The sequence below is a fragment of the Micromonospora chersina genome (assembly GCF_900091475.1).
Taxonomy (GTDB): Bacteria; Actinomycetota; Actinomycetes; order Mycobacteriales; family Micromonosporaceae; genus Micromonospora; species Micromonospora chersina.
Genome location: NZ_FMIB01000002.1, coordinates 4,759,162 through 4,777,834, shown reverse-complemented (window position 1 = coordinate 4,777,834; position 18,673 = coordinate 4,759,162). Strand labels below are relative to the sequence as shown.

General features: G+C 75.6%; 20 protein-coding genes. 7 read left to right on the top strand and 13 right to left on the bottom strand.

What is annotated here, in order from left to right; translation table 11 throughout:
• Positions 1–31 precede the first annotated feature (31 nt).
• Positions 32–910 carry an ABC transporter permease gene (locus GA0070603_RS22200; protein WP_091317363.1) on the bottom strand — a complete coding sequence of 293 codons (879 nt, stop codon included), beginning with the start codon at positions 908–910 and terminating at the stop codon, positions 32–34.
• On the bottom strand, positions 910–3,780 hold the full coding sequence (locus GA0070603_RS22195; RefSeq protein ID WP_091317361.1) for an alpha/beta fold hydrolase: 2,871 nt from the start codon (positions 3,778–3,780) through the stop codon (positions 910–912). The genes GA0070603_RS22200 and GA0070603_RS22195 overlap by 1 nt, the downstream gene beginning before the upstream one ends.
• A gap of 376 nt (positions 3,781–4,156) precedes the next feature.
• Between GA0070603_RS22195 and GA0070603_RS22190 the strand changes: the two genes are divergently transcribed.
• Genes GA0070603_RS22190 through GA0070603_RS22160 form a run of 7 tightly spaced genes read left to right on the top strand, consistent with a single transcriptional unit; the run spans position 4,157 to position 12,490 of the window.
• Positions 4,157–5,326 carry a hypothetical protein gene (locus tag GA0070603_RS22190; protein WP_091317358.1) on the top strand — a complete coding sequence of 390 codons (1,170 nt, stop codon included), beginning with the start codon at positions 4,157–4,159 and terminating at the stop codon, positions 5,324–5,326.
• The gene (locus GA0070603_RS22185; RefSeq protein ID WP_091317356.1) at positions 5,313–7,991 is read left to right on the top strand and encodes a nitrate- and nitrite sensing domain-containing protein; all 2,679 of its coding nucleotides are present in this window, start codon (positions 5,313–5,315) and stop codon (positions 7,989–7,991) included. Before GA0070603_RS22190 ends, GA0070603_RS22185 begins: the two co-directional genes overlap by 14 nt.
• A complete protein-coding gene (locus GA0070603_RS22180) occupies positions 7,988–8,452 on the top strand; it encodes a roadblock/LC7 domain-containing protein (protein ID WP_091317354.1) in 465 nt (154 codons plus the stop codon). The genes GA0070603_RS22185 and GA0070603_RS22180 overlap by 4 nt, the downstream gene beginning before the upstream one ends.
• Positions 8,449–8,892 (top strand): DUF742 domain-containing protein, encoded by a 444-nt coding sequence (locus tag GA0070603_RS22175; RefSeq protein ID WP_091317352.1) that lies wholly within the window; start codon positions 8,449–8,451, stop codon positions 8,890–8,892. Before GA0070603_RS22180 ends, GA0070603_RS22175 begins: the two co-directional genes overlap by 4 nt.
• Positions 8,870–9,631, top strand: coding sequence for a GTP-binding protein (locus GA0070603_RS22170; protein WP_208862931.1), 762 nt, complete (start codon positions 8,870–8,872; stop codon positions 9,629–9,631). Before GA0070603_RS22175 ends, GA0070603_RS22170 begins: the two co-directional genes overlap by 23 nt.
• Before the next feature lie 45 nt (positions 9,632–9,676).
• Positions 9,677–10,186, top strand: a complete 510-nt coding sequence (locus GA0070603_RS22165; RefSeq protein WP_091322199.1) for a hypothetical protein — start codon at positions 9,677–9,679, stop codon at positions 10,184–10,186.
• A 54-nt stretch (positions 10,187–10,240) separates the two neighbouring features.
• Positions 10,241–12,490, top strand: coding sequence for an AAA family ATPase (locus GA0070603_RS22160; RefSeq protein ID WP_091317349.1), 2,250 nt, complete (start codon positions 10,241–10,243; stop codon positions 12,488–12,490).
• 2 nt (positions 12,491–12,492) lie between these two features.
• On the opposite strand, the gene GA0070603_RS22155 is transcribed toward GA0070603_RS22160, so the two are convergent.
• The 11 genes from GA0070603_RS22155 to GA0070603_RS22105 all read right to left on the bottom strand — a co-directional run bounded on the left by GA0070603_RS22155 (position 12,493) and on the right by GA0070603_RS22105 (position 18,596).
• Positions 12,493–12,846, bottom strand: coding sequence for a gas vesicle protein K (locus tag GA0070603_RS22155; RefSeq protein ID WP_244282585.1), 354 nt, complete (start codon positions 12,844–12,846; stop codon positions 12,493–12,495).
• Positions 12,843–13,064 (bottom strand): gas vesicle protein, encoded by a 222-nt coding sequence (locus GA0070603_RS22150; RefSeq protein ID WP_091317347.1) that lies wholly within the window; start codon positions 13,062–13,064, stop codon positions 12,843–12,845. The genes GA0070603_RS22155 and GA0070603_RS22150 overlap by 4 nt, the downstream gene beginning before the upstream one ends.
• Positions 13,055–13,855: a GvpL/GvpF family gas vesicle protein gene (locus tag GA0070603_RS22145; RefSeq protein ID WP_208862930.1), complete on the bottom strand. Its 801-nt coding sequence runs from the start codon at positions 13,853–13,855 to the stop codon at positions 13,055–13,057. The genes GA0070603_RS22150 and GA0070603_RS22145 overlap by 10 nt, the downstream gene beginning before the upstream one ends.
• The gene (locus GA0070603_RS22140; RefSeq protein WP_091317341.1) at positions 13,839–14,216 is read right to left on the bottom strand and encodes a gas vesicle protein; all 378 of its coding nucleotides are present in this window, start codon (positions 14,214–14,216) and stop codon (positions 13,839–13,841) included. The genes GA0070603_RS22145 and GA0070603_RS22140 overlap by 17 nt, the downstream gene beginning before the upstream one ends.
• A gap of 1 nt (position 14,217) precedes the next feature.
• On the bottom strand, positions 14,218–14,565 hold the full coding sequence (locus GA0070603_RS22135) for a gas vesicle protein GvpO (protein ID WP_091317339.1): 348 nt from the start codon (positions 14,563–14,565) through the stop codon (positions 14,218–14,220).
• Positions 14,562–14,900: a gas vesicle protein GvpG gene (locus tag GA0070603_RS22130; protein ID WP_091317336.1), complete on the bottom strand. Its 339-nt coding sequence runs from the start codon at positions 14,898–14,900 to the stop codon at positions 14,562–14,564. Before GA0070603_RS22130 ends, GA0070603_RS22135 begins: the two co-directional genes overlap by 4 nt.
• A gap of 3 nt (positions 14,901–14,903) precedes the next feature.
• Positions 14,904–15,659 (bottom strand): GvpL/GvpF family gas vesicle protein, encoded by a 756-nt coding sequence (locus tag GA0070603_RS22125; RefSeq protein ID WP_091317334.1) that lies wholly within the window; start codon positions 15,657–15,659, stop codon positions 14,904–14,906.
• A gap of 1 nt (position 15,660) precedes the next feature.
• Positions 15,661–16,095 (bottom strand): gas vesicle protein GvpJ, encoded by a 435-nt coding sequence (gene gvpJ, locus GA0070603_RS22120; protein ID WP_091317332.1) that lies wholly within the window; start codon positions 16,093–16,095, stop codon positions 15,661–15,663.
• The gene (locus GA0070603_RS22115) at positions 16,092–17,327 is read right to left on the bottom strand and encodes an SRPBCC family protein (protein ID WP_091317330.1); all 1,236 of its coding nucleotides are present in this window, start codon (positions 17,325–17,327) and stop codon (positions 16,092–16,094) included. The genes gvpJ and GA0070603_RS22115 overlap by 4 nt, the downstream gene beginning before the upstream one ends.
• A 2-nt stretch (positions 17,328–17,329) precedes the next feature.
• Positions 17,330–17,797 (bottom strand): hypothetical protein, encoded by a 468-nt coding sequence (locus tag GA0070603_RS22110; RefSeq protein WP_091317328.1) that lies wholly within the window; start codon positions 17,795–17,797, stop codon positions 17,330–17,332.
• Between the two features lie 289 nt (positions 17,798–18,086).
• Positions 18,087–18,596, bottom strand: coding sequence for a GNAT family N-acetyltransferase (locus tag GA0070603_RS22105; RefSeq protein WP_091317325.1), 510 nt, complete (start codon positions 18,594–18,596; stop codon positions 18,087–18,089).
• Positions 18,597–18,673: the final 77 nt, after the last annotated feature.

The following is an 18,673-nucleotide window of genomic DNA, read 5'->3' as shown; positions in this document are numbered from 1 at the left end:
TTGGGAACGCTCCCATACTACCGTCCCGGCGTCAGCTCGTGACGTCCTTGCGCGTGAACCGCCAGTAGGCCAGGCCCCAGAAGAGCGTGGCGTAGGCAATCGCCGAGATGGCGCCGCGTACCACGTCGTCGGTCTGCACCGGTGTCGACAGCAGTCCCAGCCAGGCGCTGCTGAAGTGGGTGGGCAGGAACGCGCGCAGGGCGCCCAGCGCGGTGATCTGGTCGAGGATGCTGGAGAGGATCCACAGCAGCACCGCACCGCCGACCGCGCCCAGCGCGGCGTCCGTGGTCACCGAGAGCAGGAACGCCAGGCCGGCCACCACGAGCAGGACGACCGCCAGGTAGCCGAGCACGGCGAGCAGGCGGACCAGCCCGTCGGCCGGCGCCAGCTCGGCGGAGACCTGGCTACGCAGCGGGGACCAGCCGTACCGCAGGGTGCCGGCGAGCAGCGCGGTCCCGGCGAGCAGCACCAGCGCCAGCGCCGAGTACGCGAGCGCGACAAGCAGCTTCACCGTGAGCAGCCGGGCCCGGGGCACCGGGACGGCCAGCAGGTAACGCAGGCTGCCCCAGCTCGCCTCGCTGGCGACCGTGTCACCGCAGAACAGCGCCACCACGACGACCAGCAGGAAGGACGACGACACGAAGATCGAGAAGAGGGTGAAGTTCAGCCCGCCCGACGTGGCCAGGTCGACCAGGCTGGCGAACTCGTTCCGGCCGTTCCGGTCGTCGTCGCCGGAGTCGAACTGGAACGCGACCAGGATGATCAGCGGCAGCAGCACCATGAAGCCCAGCGCCAGCTGGGTGCGCCGCCGCGACGCCTGCCGGCGGAACTCCGCCAGGAACGGCAGGGTGCCCGACGGCCGGTAACCGGTCGCCGCCCCGACCGGTCCCACGGAAGACGACTGCGCCATCACCGGTCCCCGCTTCCCCGAGAGTTCTCGCCCACCAGAGCGAGGAACGCGTCCTCCAGGCGGCGCCGGGGCACCACCCGGTCCACCCCGATGCCGGCCCGGACCAGTTCCGCCACCACCTCGCTGCGGGCGGTGCCGTTCGTGTCCACCACCAGCGCGCCGTCGCCGTCGGGCAGCACCCGTACGCCGGCCAGCCGGTCGAGCACGGTGCGGGCCGCGTCCGGGTCGCTCACCTCGAACAGCACGCTCGGCGACTCGCCGACGATCTCCTCGACCGGGCCGGACGCCACGATCCGCCCCTTGTTCACCACCACGGCGTGCGTGCAGGTCTGCTCCACCTCGGCCAGCAGGTGGCTGGAGACCAGCACCGCCCGGCCGTCGGTGGCGTACCGCTGGAGCACCCGGCGCATCTCGGCGATCTGCGGCGGGTCCAGCCCGTCGGTCGGCTCGTCGAGCACCAGCAGTTCCGGCAGGCCCAGCATGGCCTGCGCGATGGCCAGCCGCTGGCGCATGCCGTGGCTGTAGTTCTTCGTCCGCCGGTGCACCGAGTCGCCCAGGCCGGCGATCTCCAGCGCCTCGTCGAAGTGCGCGTCCGCCCACGGCCGGCCGGTGGCCCGCCAGTACGCCCGCAGGTTCTCCAGCCCGGACAGGTGCGGCAGGAAGCCCGGCCCCTCGACGAGCGCGCCGATCCGGGAGAGCACCGGCGAGCCGGGCACCAGCCGGTGGCCGAACACGTATATCTCGCCGGCCGTCGGCTGGGTCAACCCCATGAGCACCCGCAGCGTGGTGGTCTTGCCGGCGCCGTTCGGGCCGAGCAGGCCGACCACCTGCCCGGGGTGCACCTCGAAGTCCACGTCGGAGACGGCCACGAAGCCGTCCGCGTACTCCTTGCGCAGGTTGCGGACGGCGAGCGGGACGCCCGCGTACGCCGGGTGGACCGAGCTGTCCTGGCGGCGGTGCCGGCGGCGGGCGACCAGGACGACCACGACGAGCCCGACCGCGATCGCGGCGAGCAGGCCGACCAGCACCCAGCGCCAGACCGTGGCGGTGGTGGGGATGGGCGAGGCGTCGACAGTGGGCAGCACCAGCGGGCCGTCGCCGAGCGCCACGGTGTGCACGGTCGGCTCGGCCGGGGTGGCGTACGCCTGGTCGGAGGTGGCCACCACGACCCGCAGCCGGTGCCCCGCCTCGATCCGGCGAACGATCGCCGGCAGGGTGACGGTGACCGGCTGGGCCGCCTCGACGGTCCGCGGCAGGCCGGTCAGCCGGACCGGCGCGACCAGGCCGTCGGGCAGCGTGGCCGCGCCCTGCGGGTCGACGTCGTAGAGCTTCACGAAGAGCACCGCCTCGCCGGTCGCCGAGGCGGCCCGGATCCGCACGGTCGGCGCGCCCACCACGTCGACCGGGTCGGCGAGCGGCGCGGACTGGAACCGGGCGTGCTGGCCGGGGATGTCGCCGGCCACCCCGTCCAGCAGCGAGCCGAGCGCACCGGCGAACGGCACCGACGAGATGGCCGCCGGGTTGCCGTTGGGCGGGTTGGCGACCGGCTGGGCCGGCCCGGACAGCGTCACCTCGCGGCGGCCCTGCCCGGTCACGCCCGGGTAGTCGGCGGTGCGGAAGCCGGTGGCCACCAGGCCCCGGTCGAGCGCGTCGAACCCGGCGATGCGGGAGAAGGTGAAGCTGTCGCCGGGCGCCTCCCCGTCACCCTTGACGTAGTGGTCGAGCCACTGCGCCGTCAGGAACTTCACCCGGTCCGAGTCGGAGGTCGGGCCGGCGCCGCCGTCGTGGCCGCCGGTGAACCACGCGACCCGCACCGGGGTGCCGGCGGCGGCGATGCCCCGGGCGTTGGCGTCCGCCTCGGTGAGCGGGAAGAGCGTGTCCGCCTCGCCCTGCACCAGCAGGGTGGGTGCCTTGATCCGGTCGAGCACCTTGGCCGGCGAGGAGCGGCGCAGCAACTCGACCGCCGCGCCGTCGGCCCGCCCGGAGGTGGCGATCCGCAGGTACGCGGCACAGACGTCGGCGGCGAACCGGCCGCAGGACGGATCGGCGGCCCCAGCCGGGGCGCGACCGGGGCCGGTGCCCGGGCCGGCGCCGGGCTGCGGACTGGGCGCGCCGGCCGACGCCGGGGCGCCCTCCGGCTGGGCCGCGCCGGTGCCGGCCAGCCCGGCCGGTCCGGAGCCGGCGTTGCCGCCGCCGCCGAAGAAGATGCCGGCCCAGCCCTTCTTGAAGACGCCCTCGGTGGGCGCCTTGCCGGTGCTCTCCGGCAGGAAGGCGCGGGACAGGTCGTTCCAGGTGATCATCGGGACGATCGCGTCGACCCGGCGATCCTGGGCGGCCAGCAGCAGGGCCAGGCCGCCGCCGTACGAGCCGCCGACCACGCCGACCCGGGGGTCCCCGGCCGCGTCGAGGCGGATGTCCGGGCGGGCGGCGAGCCGGTCGAGCAGCCGCTGGGCGTCCCGCACCTCGTAGTCGGGGCTGTCCAGGTGGATCTCGCCGCCGCTGCGGCCGAACCCGCGGGCGGTCCAGGTGAGCACCGCGTAGCCCCGGGCGACCAGGTCCTCCGCGTCGGAGCGGACCGACTCCTTGGTGCCGCCGAAGCCGTGCGCCAGCAGCACCGCCGGGACCCGGTGCCGGGCCGAGGCGTCGCCCGGCAGGTAGAGCGTGGTGTCCAGGTCGACCGGCTGGTCGCCGGCCGGTCCGGAGCGCACGGTCACCACTGCCGACTCGGTCCGGAAGTCGGGGCGCTGCGGGCGGGCCGCCCAGACCAGGGCGGCGGCGACCAGGACGACCACCACCACCGCGGCGACGACCCGGCGGGGACGGCTGGCCAGGGCGCGCCGGATCCGCGCGACGGGCAGCGGTGATCTCATGCGGCACACGGTACGGGCCAGCGGCTGAGCGTTCCCTGAGATCCGCCGTACGTCCGTCCGGCTGCGCCGTTCGTTGTCCGGGTCCCGTCGACCGTGGAAGGTCCAGAGCGTCCCAGCGAGATGAATTCGGATCCCGTGGAATCACATCTACGCCCGCAAATCGGTGCCGATCACACCTTCCTTCCGGCCATCTCGGACACTGCGTAGCCGCAAGGTCAACCGGACGTGACGTGACAGGAAGTGACGTGAAGTCGACTCGGCGACAACGGTCACACCCGCGCCCGGTTCGACTACTTTTCCGGTCCGGTGCACGGGACTGCGTACGGCGACCTCCCGGCTCCCGAACGTCCCCCGCCGTCGCCGGAGGAGACCGACCATGACCGTCCCCGCGCCGCGGGTCCGCCGGCGGCCCGCCGTACCGGGCCGCGCCCTGCCCCTGCTGCTGGTGCTGGCACTGCTGGCCCCGCTGGGGTTCCTCTTCGTCCAGACCGACCGGCACACCGGCGCCGACCGGGACCTGGCGGCCAGGGAACGCCTCGGCGTCCGCTACCTGCGTGCACTCGGACCGGTCACCGACGCGCTGACCGACGCGCAGAGCACGGCGGTCGCCGGCCGGCCCGTCACCCGGGCGACACTCACCGCCGCCGTCGAGCGGGCGACGCAGGTGGACAGCGAGGTCGGCGACCAGCTCCGCACCCGGGAACGCTGGGCCGGGGTACGGGCCAAGCTGGAGGCGCTGCCGGACCGCGCGCTGGCCGACCCGCAGGCGGCCTTCCAGGCGTACGCCGAGGTCAGCGACCTGCTGCTCGCCCTGCACCGGAAGGTCCGGGAGGCATCCGGGCTGGTCCGCGACCCGCGGTCCGACTCGTTCTTCGTCCAGGACGCGGTCGGCGCGGACCTGCCCGCGGCCATGGTCGCCGCCGGCCGCCTCGCCGACCTGGCCACCCTCGCCCCGGGACGCCCCGCCGCGGACCGCCCGAGGACCGTGGCCGAGCTTGCCGAACTCCGGGTCGCCGCGCTCGGGCCGGCCACCGACCTGGTGGACGACCTGCGGGCCGCTGTGGACAGCTCGGAGAGCACCGACCTCGGCCCCACCGTGCTCACCCCGCTGGACACCTACCAGCGTTCGGTGGAGGCGCTGGCCGCGTTCTCGGCGCCGACCGGGGCCACCGGGCCCGATCCGGTCCAGCTGGGCGCCGCCCGACGCGTCGCGCAGTCGGCCGCCACCCAGTTGCGGCAGGTCATCCTCGACCAGCTCGACGCGCTGCTGGTGGAGCGGCTCGACCGGCTCGACCGGGACCGCTGGCTGGCCCGGGGCGCCGTCACGGTGGCCGCCGTCCTGCTCGCCGTGCTGGCCGGGGTGCTGCTCGCCGCACTGCGCCGGGCCCGCCGCCGGCTCGCCGAGGCGGAGCGCGAGCGCGACGAGGCCGCCCCGCCGCCGGCGGCGTTCCGCCCCGAGCCGCGGACGTCCGTGGCCGGCGGCGAACTCCAGCCGGTCGGCGCCGGCCAGGCCGAGCGGTGGAGGCCGTTCGATGCTGCTCGGTAGGCTCCGGATCCGGGGCAGGCTCGCCCTCCTGGTGATCATCCCGCTGCTCAGCATGGTCGGGCTGGCCGTGCCGGTGGTCCTCGACCGGGTCGCCTCCGCCCAGCGGGCCGTCGACACCGCCGACACCGTCCGGGTGGCCAGCCGGATCGGCAGCCTCGTGCAGGACCTCCAGCAGGAACGGCTGCTCTCCGTGGGGTCGCTGCTCGGCCGGGTCACCCGCACCGAGCTGATCCAGAAGTCCGCCACGGTGGACGACCGGGTCGCCGACCTGCGGGCCGAGTCGCTGCCGGCGCCGGTCCGGTCGGCCCTCGACGGGGTACGCACGCTGGCCGACCTGCGTACCGCCGTGCTGGCCGGGAAGGCCACCCCGGACGAGATCATGACCGCGTTCCGTGCCGTCGACATGGCGCTGATCGAGGCGCTGCGGCTGCCGTTCGAGGTGGACACCGGCACCTCGGCCGGGCGGCAGGTGCTGGCGCTGGACGCGCTGCTCCGCGCCGACGAGGGGCTGGGCGCCTGCGCCACGCTGATCGTGCTGGTCAAGGCGACGGGCGATCCGAAGGTGGCCGGCTCGTACATCGCCTGCATGGCCGCGCTCCAGGTGGACAACCAGCGGTTCCGCAAGCTGATCACGCCGGAGCAGTACCGGCTGGCCATGCTGGACGACGCCGCGGTGGCCGCCCGGACCAGCCCCACCTTCCTCGTCGACAGCGTCCGGGACCCGGTGGCGGCGATCGCCGCGGTGCCGCTGGACGCGCTCTTCCCCTCCGTCCGGTCGATGATCACGCTCGGCCAGTTCGTGGAGAAGAAGATCGTCGCCGACGTCATCGCCGAGACCCGCGACGAGCAGCGGGACGCGCTCGCCGCCGCCTGGCTGGTCGGCGGGGCGGCCGCCCTCGTCCTGCTGAGCGTGGTGCTGCTCAGCATGGCGGTGGCCCGCACCGTGGCGCGGCCGCTGACCCGGCTCACCCGCTCGGCGGACCGGGTCGCCCGGGTCGCCGAGGCCGAGCTGACCCGGGTGGCCGACGATGAGGCGGAGAGCGTCCCCCCGGTACGCCTCGACCCCGTGGACGTCGGGGCGGAGCGGCGGGACGAGATCGGCGACCTGGCCCGGGCGTTCGAGCGGGTGCAGCACACCGCCGCGCGGCTGGTCGAACGGCAGGTCGCCGGCCGGCGCAACGTGGCGCAGATGTTCGGCCACGTCGGCCGCCGGACGCAGAACCTGGTCGGCCGGCAGATCGCCCTGATCGACCGGCTGGAACGGCAGGAGACCGACCCGGGGCGGCTGGAGCACCTGTACCGCCTCGACCACATCTCCAGCCGGCTGCGCCGCAACGCCGGCAGCCTCGTGGTGCTCTCCGGCGCCACCGGCACGGACGGGCACGTCGCGCCGGTCCCGCTGGCCGACCTGGTCCGGCTCGCGCTCGGCGAGATCGAGGACTACACCCGGGTGGACGTGCAGGTCCCGCCCGGGGTCGCGGCGGCGCCCGCGACCGCCGGCGACCTGGTGCTGGCGCTGGCCGAGCTCATGGAGAACGCGACAGTCTTCTCCCCGCCGCACACCCGGGTGCTGGTGGCCGCCGAGCAGACCGACGGCGGCGCCCGGATCACGGTGGTGGACCGGGGCATCGGCATGACCACGGAGCGCCTCGCCGAGGAGAACGCCCGGCTCACCCGCCGGGAGCGGCTCGACCTGGCGCCGACCGAGGTGCTCGGGCTCTTCGTGGTGGGCCGGCTGGCCCGCCGGCACGGCTGGACGGTCCGGCTGGCCGCGACGGCCGGTGGCGGGGTGACCGCCCACCTCGACGTCCCGGCCGCCCTGCTGGTGATCCGCCGTCCCGAGCGGGCCGGCGCCACTGTGGCGCGGGCCACCGTGCCGCCCCGGGAGCGCCGGGCGCTGCCGCAGCCCGCCCGGATCCCGCCGGCCGACGAGCTGGCCGGCTTCGACGCGGCGCTGCTGAGCCGGGCCACCCGCAGCATCGAGACCGGGGCGTCCTGGAACGCCTTCGTCACCCCGGCCGGGCCCGTCACCCCGGCCGAGCCGGTCGCACCGGCCGCCCTGCCCGGGCCGGTCGCACCGGCCGGCGCTCCCACCGGCGGGCCGCCGTTCGCCTGGCCGCCCGCCGGGGCGCCCGCCACGCCGGCGCCGGCCGCTCCCCGTCCCGGCACCCCCGCCCCGCCGACACCGGTCGTCGGCCCGGCACCGGCCGCTCCCCCGGCCGCCGGGCCGACGACCGGTCTCCCGACGGCCGACCCCACGCCCGCGTCCTCGACCACCGGGCCGGACGCCGTACGGCCGCTGATCCGGCAGCGGGTGCCCGGAGCGAGCCTGCCGGCCGCCACCCCGGCGGCCGGGCTGGTGGCCGACGCCCCCGCCGACCCGGCCACGGTCCGGGCGCTCGTCGAGGCGTTCCAGGACGGGGTACGCCGGGCCGAGCACGACTCCGCCCCCGCCGCGCCCACCCCCGGCCGCCCCCCGCTCAGCCAGCGGGTGCCCGGGGCGAACCTGGCCGTGACCCCGGTACGCACCGCCCCGCCCGCCAGTTCCCACCCCGGTGACCCGGCCGAGGTCCGCGACCTCATCACCGAGTTCGAGGCGGGCGTCGCCCGTGCTCTGCGCGAAGTCAGTCCCGACCGCCGCTACGAAGAGGACCCATCACGGTGACCAGCCCCTTCCTGCACGACAGCACCGACCAGAGCGCCGCCGGCGGCCTCAGCCCCGAGGCGCGCACCTTCAACTGGCTGCTCGACTCGTTCACCTCCAGCACCGCGGGGGTGATGGAGGCGATCGCGGTCTCCTCGGACGGGCTGCTGATGGCCATGTCCGCCATCAAGGACCGGTCCAATGCGGAGCGGCTCGCCGCCGTCGTGTCCGGCATGACCAGCCTCGCCGGTGGCGCCGCGAGCTGGTACGCCCTCGGCGGGTTGAACCGGGTGATCGTGGACATGGCCGAGGGCTACCTGCTGATCAGCGCCATCAGCAGTGGCTCGGTGCTCGGCGTGGTCGCCGACCGCTCGGCCAACCTGGGCACCGTGGCGTACGAGATGACGCTCTTCGCCGGTCGGGCCGGCGGCGCCCTGAGCCCCCGGTTGATCGCCGAGCTGAAGAACGCCGTCCAGCAATGATCCCGGAGGCGGCCGGCGAGGACCCGGAGCCGGAACCCGGCACCCGGATCCGGCCCTTCCTGCGCGCACCCGCCCCCGGGCCGGACGCGGGCGACGGGGAGCCGACCGGGCCGCGTCCGTTCGTGCTCACCGCCGGCCGGGTCGACGGCGATCCGGCTATCGGCCTGGAGACCCAGGTGACCGCCCGGCCGGAGAGCGGCTCGTGGGCGGTGACCGGCCGGCTGCCCGCGGAACTGGCGACGATCGTGGCGCTGAGCGCGGAACCGATCTCGGTCGCGGAGATCTCCGCCCGGACGCGGATGCACTTCGGCGTGACCCGGGTGCTGGTCGGTGACCTCCGCGCCGCCGGTCACCTCGACGTGCACCTCGGGGACGCCGACGACGCCCTCGACCCCGACCTCATCCTGCGAGTGATTGATGGACTCCGTGCGATCTCCTGAATGGCGGGCCGCCGCCGCGGGCGGGCCGGTCGCGAACAGCGCCGCCGTCCGGTACGGCGCCCCCGCCACGCCCGGCCCACCGACCGGGCGGGCCGCCGCGCCGGCCGAGCCGGCGCCCCCGCCGCCGCCGTACCGGCCGGCGGGGAGCGCCCCGACCGTGGCCCGGGTGCCCGCGCCCCGCCCGCCGATCCCCGTGAAGATCCTCATCGCCGGCGGCTTCGGGGTGGGCAAGACCACCACGGTGGGCGCCATCTCCGAGATCGCCCCGCTGACCACCGAGGCGGAGATGACAAGCGCCGGGATCGGCGTCGACGACCCGGGCGCGGTCACCGAGAAGACCACCACCACGGTGGCCATGGACTTCGGCTGCGTCACCATCGACCGCAGCCTCAAGCTCTACCTCTTCGGCACGCCCGGGCAGGCCCGCTTCGGGTTCATGTGGGACGACCTGGCCCGGGGCGCGCTCGGCGCGCTCGTGGTGGTGGACAGCGCGCGGATCGACGACTGCTACCCGGCGATCGACTACTTCGAGCGGGCCGGGCTGCCGTTCGCCGTGGGGGTGAACGCCTTCGACGGCCGGCTGGCCCTCGACCTGCCCTCGGTCCGCTGGGCACTGGCGATCGGCGAGCACGTGCCGCTGGTGCAGTTCGACGCCCGGGACCGGCTCTCCGTACGGGACGCACTGCTTGTCGTCCTGGACCGGGCGCTGGACCGGGCGACCCGGGAGAAGGGGGCCTGAACCGGCCGTCGGTTCCGACCCGTGGTGACGGAAGGGGTGGACGCGATGAGAGGTGATCTGGACGAGACCCTGGCCCGGCTGGCCCGGCGCGAGGAGGCGCTGCGCCGCCGGGGTCCACTGCCCGGCGAGCCGGAGGAGCAGTTCGAGGCGGCCGGGCCGGGCGGCGCGCCGGCGGCCGGGCCGGGCGATGCCCCGGCGGACGACCGGGCGGGGCACGGCGCGTACCGGCTGCGCGGGGGCGACCGGCCGGAGCGGCGGGACCCGGTCGAGGAGGTGGCCGAGGCGGTCCGCCGGGTGGTCGCCGAGCACCCCGGGCTGGCCGTCGTCCTGCGGGTGGAGGTGGGCGGGCAGGCGTACCCCCTGCGGGTCTCGTGGTCCGGCCCGGAGGTGCGGGTCGGCGCGGCGCCCCCGCCGGCGCCCCCGCCGGCCTGGCCGATGTCGGTGAAGACCGTGCCGGCCCCCGGGCAGGACGGGGTGGCCGCCGACCCGGCGGCCCGGCTGGCCGACATGATCCGGCGCGATCCCTCGCTGCTGGAGGACACCGGCCCGCTCTGACGCCGCCGACCGGGCACGCCGGCACGACGCGGTGCCGGCGGCTACTGTCGGGCGGTGGCGGAACCCGACCTGACCCTGACCGCGAGCCTGCGGCCGGCGGCGCTGGACGCCCGGCGCGGCGTCGTCCGCCTGCACCCCGAGGTGCTTACCGCGCTGGCGCTGCGCCCCGGCGACCCGGTGCGGCTGGCCGGCCGCCGGGTGACCGCCGGCATCGCCGCCCCGGCCGCGCCGAGCGCGAGCAGCGCCCTGCTCTACGCCGACGACCTGCTGCTGGGCAACCTGGGCCTGCGCGACGGTGGGCAGGTCACGGTGAGCCCGCTGCCGGCGGCCCCGCTGCGCCGGGTCACGCTGGCCGGCCCGGTCGGCGTCGTGGCCGCTGTCTCCCCGGAGATGCTCCGGCTCGCGCTGCTCGGCAAGGTGGTCACCGCCGGCGACGACGTCTCGCTGCTGCCCCAGGACGTGCTTCCCGACGCCGCGCTGCGCGGCCTGGTCGAGGCCGCCCGGCGCAGCCTCGCCAGCACCGTCGGGTACGCCTGGACCAGCACGCTGCTCACCGTCGTGGCGGCCGAGCCGGCGACCGGCGCGCTGGTCACCATGGACACCGTGGTCGGCTGGCAGCACGGCGCGGCCACCCGCGGCTCCGGCCCGGCCGGCGCGGCGGATGAGTCGGGTCCTGCGGATTCGATGGCCCCGGCCGGACAAGCCACGACCGCGCCTGCCGACGGCCTGCTCGGCCCCGAGGACGCCCCCGACGTGGACGAGCTGCCCGGGCTGCGGGCACAGGCCGAGGAGCTGACCGAGCTGCTCGACCTGGGCTTCCACCACGGGGAGGTGCTGGGCCGGCTCGGCACCACGGTCTCGCTCGGCGTGCTGATCGGCGGCCCGGCCGGCTCCGGCAAGTCGGCGCTGGTCCGCGCGGTCGCCGCCCGGGTCCGCGCCCGGGTCCGCCCGCTGTGGGCCCCCGAACTGGCCGCGCTGGGCAACGACGCGGCGGCCCGCCGGCTGCGCGAGGCCGCCGCGGCGGTCCGCGACAACGGTCCGGCCGTGCTGCTGGTCACCGACGTGGAGGCGATCGCCCCGGCGGACGACCCCGGCCCGCTGGCCACCGTGTTCCGGCAGGTGGTCGCCGAGACGGTCCGGGCCGGGGCGGCGGTGGTCTGCACCACCGGGCGCCCCGAGGCGGTGGACCCCGCGCTGCGCGCCCCGGACCTGCTGTCGCTGCGGATCACCGTGCCGCTGCCCGACCCGGCCCTGCGCCGGGAGCAGCTCAGCGTGCTCACCCGGCGGGTGCCGCTTGCCGACGACGTCCGGCTCGACGAGGTGGCCGCCCGTACGCCGGGGTTCGTCGCCGCCGACCTGGCCGCGCTGGTCCGGGAGGCCGGGGTGCGGGCGGCGCTGCGGCAGAAGGCGGCGGAGACGCCCACCGTGGCGATGGCCGACTTCACCGCCGCGCTGGAGGTGGTCCGGCCCACCACGATGGCCGAGTCCACCCTGGAGCTGGCCACGGTGACCCTCGACGACGTGGGCGGCCTGCACGAGGTCAAGCAGACGCTTACCGAGTCGGTGCTGTGGCCGCTGACGTACCCGGACACGTTCGCCCGGCTGGGCGTGACACCGCCGCGCGGGGTGCTGCTCTACGGGCCGCCCGGCTGCGGCAAGACCTACCTGGTCACCGCGCTGGCCGGCTCGGGCCGGGCCAACGTGCTGTCGGTGAAGGGCGCCGAGCTGCTGTCCAAGTGGGTCGGTGAGAGCGAACGCGCGGTCCGTGAGCTGTTCCGCCGGGCCCGCGAGGCGGCGCCCACGCTGGTCTTCCTCGACGAGGTCGACGCCCTCGCGCCGGTCCGCGGCCAGGCGACCGACGGCGGCACCACCGACCGGGTGGTCGCCGCCCTGCTGACCGAGCTGGACGGGGTGGAGGCGCTGCGCAACGTGGTGGTGGTCGGCGCCACGAACCGGCCGGAACTGGTCGACCCGGCGCTGCTCCGGCCCGGCCGGCTGGAACGCCTGGTGTACGTCCCGCCGCCGGACGGCCCGGCCCGCGGCGAGATCCTCCGGGCGGCCGCCCGGGACGTCCCGCTCGCGCCCGACGTGGACCTGACCGCGCTCGGCGCGGAGCTGGACGGCTACTCGGCGGCCGACTGCGCCGCCCTGATCCGCGAGGCGGCCCTCGCCGCGATGCGCGAGTCCCTGGCGGCCAGCACGGTCACCGCCGCCCACGTCGAGACCGCCCGCACGCGGGTCCGCCCCTCCCTGGACCCGGTCCAGCTCGCCCACCTGGAGGCGTACGCGGCCACCCGGCGGTGAGGTCAGTCGGTGGGCAGCAGGGGGCCGAGGGGGCCGAGGTCCAGGTTGAGGTCCTCGGGGGCCAGGCCGAAGTACTCGCGGAGTTGCGTCATCTGCTGCTCCAGTGCCATCAGCGTGGCGCCGACCCGCTCGATCTGCTCCTCGGTCAGGTCGCCCAGGTCGACCCGGCGCAACGCCTGCCGTTCCATGAGCTGCCGCAGCAGCTCGATCACGGTGAGCACCAGGCTGGCCAGCCCGCGCTCGACCGAGTCCTGGTCCACGGCGAGCCGGCGGTCCAGCGGCCGGACGCGGGGCGCCGTCCACCCCGGCTCGCCCAGCGCCGCCGCCAGGTCGGCCGCCTCGTCCCGGCCGGTCACGCCGTGGCCTCCGGTTCGGGCGGGGCGAGCGCGCCGACCGACGCGATCAGCGCGCGCAGCGAGACGCGTACCAGGTCGATGTCCGCGATGGCCAGGGTGATGTCTCCGGTGATGACCACGCCGGTGGCGAGCACCCGGTCGAGCAGGTCGACCAGGGCCACCGGCCGGTAGGTCAGCGGGTCGTCGGCGCTGTTCGGCGCCAGCGTGGTCACGCCCATGCCGGCTCCCCCTCCGGTTCCGCCACGAAGGAGTACGGCGGCCAGGGTCCGGTCAGCTCCAGGCGCACCTCGGGGTGCCCGTCGGCCAGCTCGCGGGCCAGCGCGGCGAAGCCGTCCCAGCGGTCCCGGTCGACCAGGTACGCCCCGTTGAGCACCATGGCGGTGGGCGCGCCGGAGAGCCGCCGGTCCTGCGGGGCGTGCCGGCGGGCGGCCACCGCGTACCCGGCGAGGGCGGCGTGCACGGCGGCGGCCCCGTCGGCGGCGGCCCGCTGCCCCTCCTCGCGGGCGCTGAGCTGGGCCTTGCGCCGCCGCAGGTACGCCGCGCCGGCCCCGCCCCCACCGGCGGGTTCCTCGACCCGCGGGGTCGCGCCGGGCACCACGTACCCCTTGACGCCCCACTCGGCGCGGCCGGCGAGCCGGGCCAGCGTGCCGGCCAGCTCGTCGTGCCGCTCGACCAGCACCCGGGCCACCCGGTCGTCGTCGCGGTGGACGGTGGCGAGCCGGGCCGGCACCACCGCGCCGGACCGGGACAGCTCGTCCACCACGGCGTGGTGGGCCCGGGCGGCCCGCTCCAGCCAGGCCAGGTCCTCCAGGTTGCGGCGCAGCGCGGCCTCGCCGTACTCGCTGAGCGGGGCGTCGCTGACCACGGCTACCAGGCCGGCGGCGGCCACGGCCCGGACCGGCGTGCCGGCGATGCCGGGAAGCCCGGCCGGCGTGGCCGTGCCGGCGACCACGCCGTGCAGCCAGACGGCCGTCCCGGTGTCCGGGGTGGGGTCAGAGGTCATGGTCATGCCAGCCCTCCCGCGCGTCCCGCTCGGCCCGGGCGGCCACCCGCGGTCGGCGGGACGCCTCGACCTCCTCCGGGTCACGCGGACCCGGCTCGACCGGCGGACGGGCCCGGGAGCTGAGCCACGGGTCGTGCTCCCACCAGTCGATGCCGATCTGCCGCGCGGTGTCCACCGAGGCGATGACCAGCCGCAGCTTCAGCGTCAGCAGCTCGATGTCGAGCAGGCTGACGCGGATGTCACCGGCGATCACGATGCCCCGGTCGAGGACCCGTTCCAGGATGTCGCCGAGGTTCGCCGGCTCGTGGCCGGCCGGCAGCACCTGACCGGAGTTCTGCACGACCGACGGAGCCCGCCCAATGGTCATCTCAGTCCCCCTTGCCGCGCTGGTAGCGGCGCGTCCGCCGGTAGCCGAGCAGGCTCCCGGTCATGTCCAGCTCGACCTCGTAGAGGCCCAGCAGGTCGGTCGACGCCGGGATGCGGTGGTCCTCGACCACCTCCACCCCGATGCGCCAGCCGTCGTCGGTGGGCTGGATCGAGGTGACCCCGAGCGGATCCTTGCCGGTCAGCGCGACGATCTGGCGCAGCCCCTCCCGGGCCGCCTCGGCCGCGCTGACCGCCTCCTCGTCGTCCTCGTCGAGATACCGCTCCTCGGCCCGACCGCCCCGGTCGCGCCACCGCTCACGGTCGCCGTCGCCCCGGATCCGTGCCGTCATGGTCCTCCCCCTCGTCCGCGGCGTGCCCTACCGCCGCCGTTCCCCCGCCGGGCGGGCGCCGGCCGCCCGGGCGCGCCGTCGCGACGCGCCCCGGTGCGGCCGGCGCCGGCAGCCGGCTTGGTGAGCCGGTCCAGCACCTGCTGCTGCCCGCGGTCCCGCTCCTCCGGCGTGATGTCCCCGGCCGCCGCCGCCTCGTCCAGCTCTTCCAGCTCGCGCCGGACGTTGACCGGGTTGTACTGCTGCGACTCCGCCTCCCGGGCCACCACCTTGACCAGCGCGGTGAGCCCGCGCACCGGCGCGTACGGCAGGGTCAGCAGCGCCCAGAGGATGTCCACGGCTCACTCCACCAGCTGGTGCGCGCTGACGAAGTCGTACGGGGCGAGCGGGCCGATCAGCCGCATCCGAATGAGGTCCCGCCGCTGCTCGGCGAAGTCCTCGACCGCCCGGACGAACTCGTCCTCCTCGTCGCCCGCCACCAGGAAGGAGACGCGCACCGCGTCCAACTCGTGGCTGGGCGGGAGGGGGGCGTCCGCCACCGCGTACCGGCCGACGGCGTCGATGAGGTCGCGGTTCTCCGCCTCCCGGCGCAGCTCGACGGCCTGGCTGATCATCTCGCCGAGCCGGATCCGCTGCTCCCGGCTCTCGATCTCCGGCCGGCCGCGCACCTCGTCGGCGAGGGCCGCGGCGGAGGCGTTCTCCGCCAGGAACCCGCTGATGAACTCCTGCTCGTCGAAGCGGCCGTGCACCGTGTACTGGAGCCGGTCCTCGAACTCGTCGAGGGCGGCGGCGAACCGGTCCTGGTGCGCGGCGAGCAGGTCCTCGACCGCGTCCGCGCCGGTCACCACAGTGCCGAACCGGACCGGCAGCACCGGCGCGACCACCGCCGTCCCGTCCAGCAGCCGCTCGTACGCGGTCAGGTCGTCCGGCCGGCCCAGCGGCTCCTCCAGCCCGACCTCGCTGACCAGCGCGGCCAGCTTCCCGTGCCGGACCGCGGTCACCTCCCCGGGCGGGGAGCCGACCCCCTCCGCCTCGGGGGTCGGCTCCACGTCGGACGGCACGATGCCGTAGATGAACAGTCCGTTCTCCTGGGCCATGTCAGCGCTCCTCGTCCCGCCGCCGGCGCGGCCGCTCCCGCTCCCGCTCCGGCTCGGAGCCGCGGTCCCGGATCGAGTCCGCCACGGCGCCGCTGATTTCCTGGGCCGCCTTGCCGAGCCCGGAGATCGCCTTGCCCTTGGTGGCGGCGCCGGCCGCGTCACCGACGAGGTCCGGCAGGCCCTTCTGGTCCTTCGGCACGATGCTCAGCCGGTCGACCGCCTCGGCGAACCGGAGGTACGTCTCGACGCTGGCGATCACGATCCGCGCGTTGATCTCCAGGAGCTGGATGCCGACCACGGCGACCGACACCTGGGCGTCGATCACCACGCCCTTGTCCAGCACGGTCTCCACGACGTCGGCGAGGGTGCCCCCGCCACCGCCGCCGGTGCGCTCCAGGGCGCTGCCCGGTTGACCTGTCGTGGTCGCCACTGTCATTCCTCACGCTCCTCTCGCCGACGGCGCACCACCGGCCGTCGCGGTGCCTCGGGAGCCCGGCGGACCGGGCGCGGGCGCTCGGGGCGCGCCTCCCGCTCCTCGCGGGGCTGGGGGCGGCGGGCCCGCTCGGGCGCCCTTCGGCGCGGCGGCTCCTCCTCCTCGGGCTCCTCGGCGTACTCGTCGTCGTCGAAGTCGTCGCCCTCGTCGTAGTCCGCGTACTCCTCCTCGTCGGGGGTGGGACGGCGACGCGGCGGCGGCGGCCGGCGGCGGCCGCGGGCGGCGGGCCGGCGCTCCTCCTCGGGTTCCTCCTCGGCCTCCTCGGGCTGTTCCTCCTCGGGTTCCTCGGCGCGGCCCCGCTGCTCCTCGCGGCCCTGCTCCTCGCGGCGCTGCTGCTCCTCGGCCTCCTGCTCCTCACGGAGCGCGGTCTCGTGGTCCTTGACCACCTGGGAGTCCTCGATTTCGCCGCGCCAGCCCTCGACCGAGTCGGGGTCGAGCACGGTCTGGGTCATCACGTGCCGGACGAAGTGCTTCAGCTCCAGCCGGACCCGGCGGCCCTGGGCGCGCCAGAGGTTGCCGGTGTGCTCGAAGAGGCCCTGCGGGTGGTACTCCAGCACCACGAGGATCTTCGTCAGCTCCGGGCCGACCTCGTGGAAGCTCACCGTGCCGTCGACGGAGCCCTTCTCGCCCTTGGACCGCCAGTGGATGAGCCGGTCGGGGATCTGCCGGACGATCGTCGACTCCCAGGTCCGGTGCGACCAGAAGACCTGGGCCTTCCAGGTCATCTTCTCGTCGGAGTCGCAGTCCGCCTGCTCGACCTTCTTCATGAAGCTCGGGAAGTCGCCGAACTGGGTCCACTGGTTGTACGCGACGCGCACCGGCACGCCGACCTCGATCGTCTCGACGATGTTGGTGACCTTGAGCTTCTTGCCGCCGCCCTTGCCGCCCTTGCCGCCGCCGAACGCCGACATCAACTTCTCCTTACCGCCGGCCAGGCCGGCATGGAACATGGCCTTGACCGGGGACTGGCCCTCGGCGAGCTTCTGCGCGCCGGTGGCGGCGGCGACCAGGCCGGGTCCGCCGCCCTGCTTGGCGTACTCGCTGAGCCGCCCGGTGGCGCCGGTGATCCGCTCGGTGACCACGTGCATCGCCCGCTCGCCGATGGCGGAGGCGAGGTTGCGCAGTTCGCCGCCGAGCTGGTCCCGGGCCTTGTCCGCGAGGTTGCTGGTCGCCATGGTCACCGCCCCCGCTGCCGTCGCGCGACGGCCGGGCGCGCGCCCCGGTCCGTCTCGTCCTCCGCCGTCGGCTGCTCGTCCAGCTCCTCCTCGTCGTCGGGGGCCGAGCGCTGGTCATCCGCCGGCTCCTCGTCCGGCCGGCCGGCGTCGGACCGGCCGCCGGCGGACCTCCGGCGCAGCGCGTCGGCGCTGCCGCGCAGCTTGCCGCTGAGCGCGTCGATGCCGCTGCCCGCGGCCGCGGTCGCCGCGGCCTTGCCGGCGGTGGCCAGCGGGGCCCCCAGCTTGCCGAGGCCGCCGAGCTGGGGGACGTTCAACAGGTCCGTGCCGAGTTGCTTCAGGCCACCCGGGCGCTGGCTGGCCCGTCCGGCCGCGACGGCGGCGGCCAGGGTCAGGGCCGTACGCATCTTCTTCCGGCGACCGAGGAGGTAGCCGAAGCCCACCGCCAGCGCCACCCGTGCTCCGCTCTTCATCAGTTCTCCTTCGCTCCCCGGCGGAAGCGGACACCCTCGTCTGGAGCAGGCCCGGAAAGCAGCTACCGGGGATCAGCGGAAAGGGCCTGCAACCGACGTTCCGTATCTGCGGACCCGGCGGGCAGTACCCGTCACCCCACCGACAAAACATTCCGGAGAGGGACGTGGAGACGCGTTTAACTGCGGAATTGGAAACCCGGCAAGCGGCGGGTCAAAGCGCGCAAAGCGGGCAGACAGGCCGTCTGGACCAGGGAAAAGTCAAATCGCTTGTCTGAGGGCAATTAGCGATTCAGTGTGCCGGCAGAGCGGAATCAAGACACATTTCCGCGTGCAGCTTTCCGTCTTTCTCGCGCAATTCAGCGCCGCATTTACGAAGAACTGACACGGCGCCCTGGTTGTCCGGCGTCGTCTCGGCCACGACCGTGTGCATGCCGGCCGCCGCGGCGGCGTGGAGCAACTCCCGCAGGGCCGCCGCGCCGAGCCCCTGGCCGCGCGCCGAGCGGCCGAGCCACATCCCGGTCTCCACCGTCCCCGGCTCCTCGCAGCGGGTCATCCGGACCATGCCGACCACCTCGCCGCCGGCCACGATCGCGTACATCCGGGTGCGGGTCGGGCCGTCCAGCCCGCCGAAGCTCGCCCGGTGGAACTCGCGGAACGCCTCCCGGCGGGCCAGCGACCAACCCGCCGGCGCCTCCACCGGGGGCATGACGTCCTCCGGCTCCGCCTCGGCGGCCGCTACGGAGAGCAACGGCTCCAGGTTGCGCTCGTCCACCGGTTCCAGTCGTACGGCACCCGTCACGAGCCGCAGTCTGCCGGTCGTACCGGCCCAAGTCCACCCCTTTGGACCCGGACTGCCGGTCCGGCGGAGGGGGTCGG

What these genes read in the sequence shown, in the direction of transcription:
- GA0070603_RS22200 (WP_091317363.1), bottom strand. Translation starts at nt 910, where the DNA reads ATGGCGCAGTCGTCTTCCGTGGGACCGGTCGGGGCGGCGACCGGTTAC.
- GA0070603_RS22195 (WP_091317361.1), bottom strand. Translation starts at nt 3,780, where the DNA reads ATGAGATCACCGCTGCCCGTCGCGCGGATCCGGCGCGCCCTGGCCAGC.
- GA0070603_RS22190 (WP_091317358.1), top strand. Translation starts at nt 4,157, where the DNA reads ATGACCGTCCCCGCGCCGCGGGTCCGCCGGCGGCCCGCCGTACCGGGC.
- GA0070603_RS22185 (WP_091317356.1), top strand. Translation starts at nt 5,313, where the DNA reads ATGCTGCTCGGTAGGCTCCGGATCCGGGGCAGGCTCGCCCTCCTGGTG.
- GA0070603_RS22175 (WP_091317352.1), top strand. Translation starts at nt 8,449, where the DNA reads ATGATCCCGGAGGCGGCCGGCGAGGACCCGGAGCCGGAACCCGGCACC.
- GA0070603_RS22170 (WP_208862931.1), top strand. Translation starts at nt 8,870, where the DNA reads ATGGACTCCGTGCGATCTCCTGAATGGCGGGCCGCCGCCGCGGGCGGG.
- GA0070603_RS22165 (WP_091322199.1), top strand. Translation starts at nt 9,677, where the DNA reads ATGAGAGGTGATCTGGACGAGACCCTGGCCCGGCTGGCCCGGCGCGAG.
- GA0070603_RS22150 (WP_091317347.1), bottom strand. Translation starts at nt 13,064, where the DNA reads ATGGGCGTGACCACGCTGGCGCCGAACAGCGCCGACGACCCGCTGACC.
- GA0070603_RS22145 (WP_208862930.1), bottom strand. Translation starts at nt 13,855, where the DNA reads ATGACCATGACCTCTGACCCCACCCCGGACACCGGGACGGCCGTCTGG.
- GA0070603_RS22140 (WP_091317341.1), bottom strand. Translation starts at nt 14,216, where the DNA reads ATGACCATTGGGCGGGCTCCGTCGGTCGTGCAGAACTCCGGTCAGGTG.
- GA0070603_RS22135 (WP_091317339.1), bottom strand. Translation starts at nt 14,565, where the DNA reads ATGACGGCACGGATCCGGGGCGACGGCGACCGTGAGCGGTGGCGCGAC.
- GA0070603_RS22125 (WP_091317334.1), bottom strand. Translation starts at nt 15,659, where the DNA reads ATGGCCCAGGAGAACGGACTGTTCATCTACGGCATCGTGCCGTCCGAC.
- gvpJ (WP_091317332.1), bottom strand. Translation starts at nt 16,095, where the DNA reads ATGACAGTGGCGACCACGACAGGTCAACCGGGCAGCGCCCTGGAGCGC.
- GA0070603_RS22115 (WP_091317330.1), bottom strand. Translation starts at nt 17,327, where the DNA reads ATGGCGACCAGCAACCTCGCGGACAAGGCCCGGGACCAGCTCGGCGGC.
- GA0070603_RS22110 (WP_091317328.1), bottom strand. Translation starts at nt 17,797, where the DNA reads ATGAAGAGCGGAGCACGGGTGGCGCTGGCGGTGGGCTTCGGCTACCTC.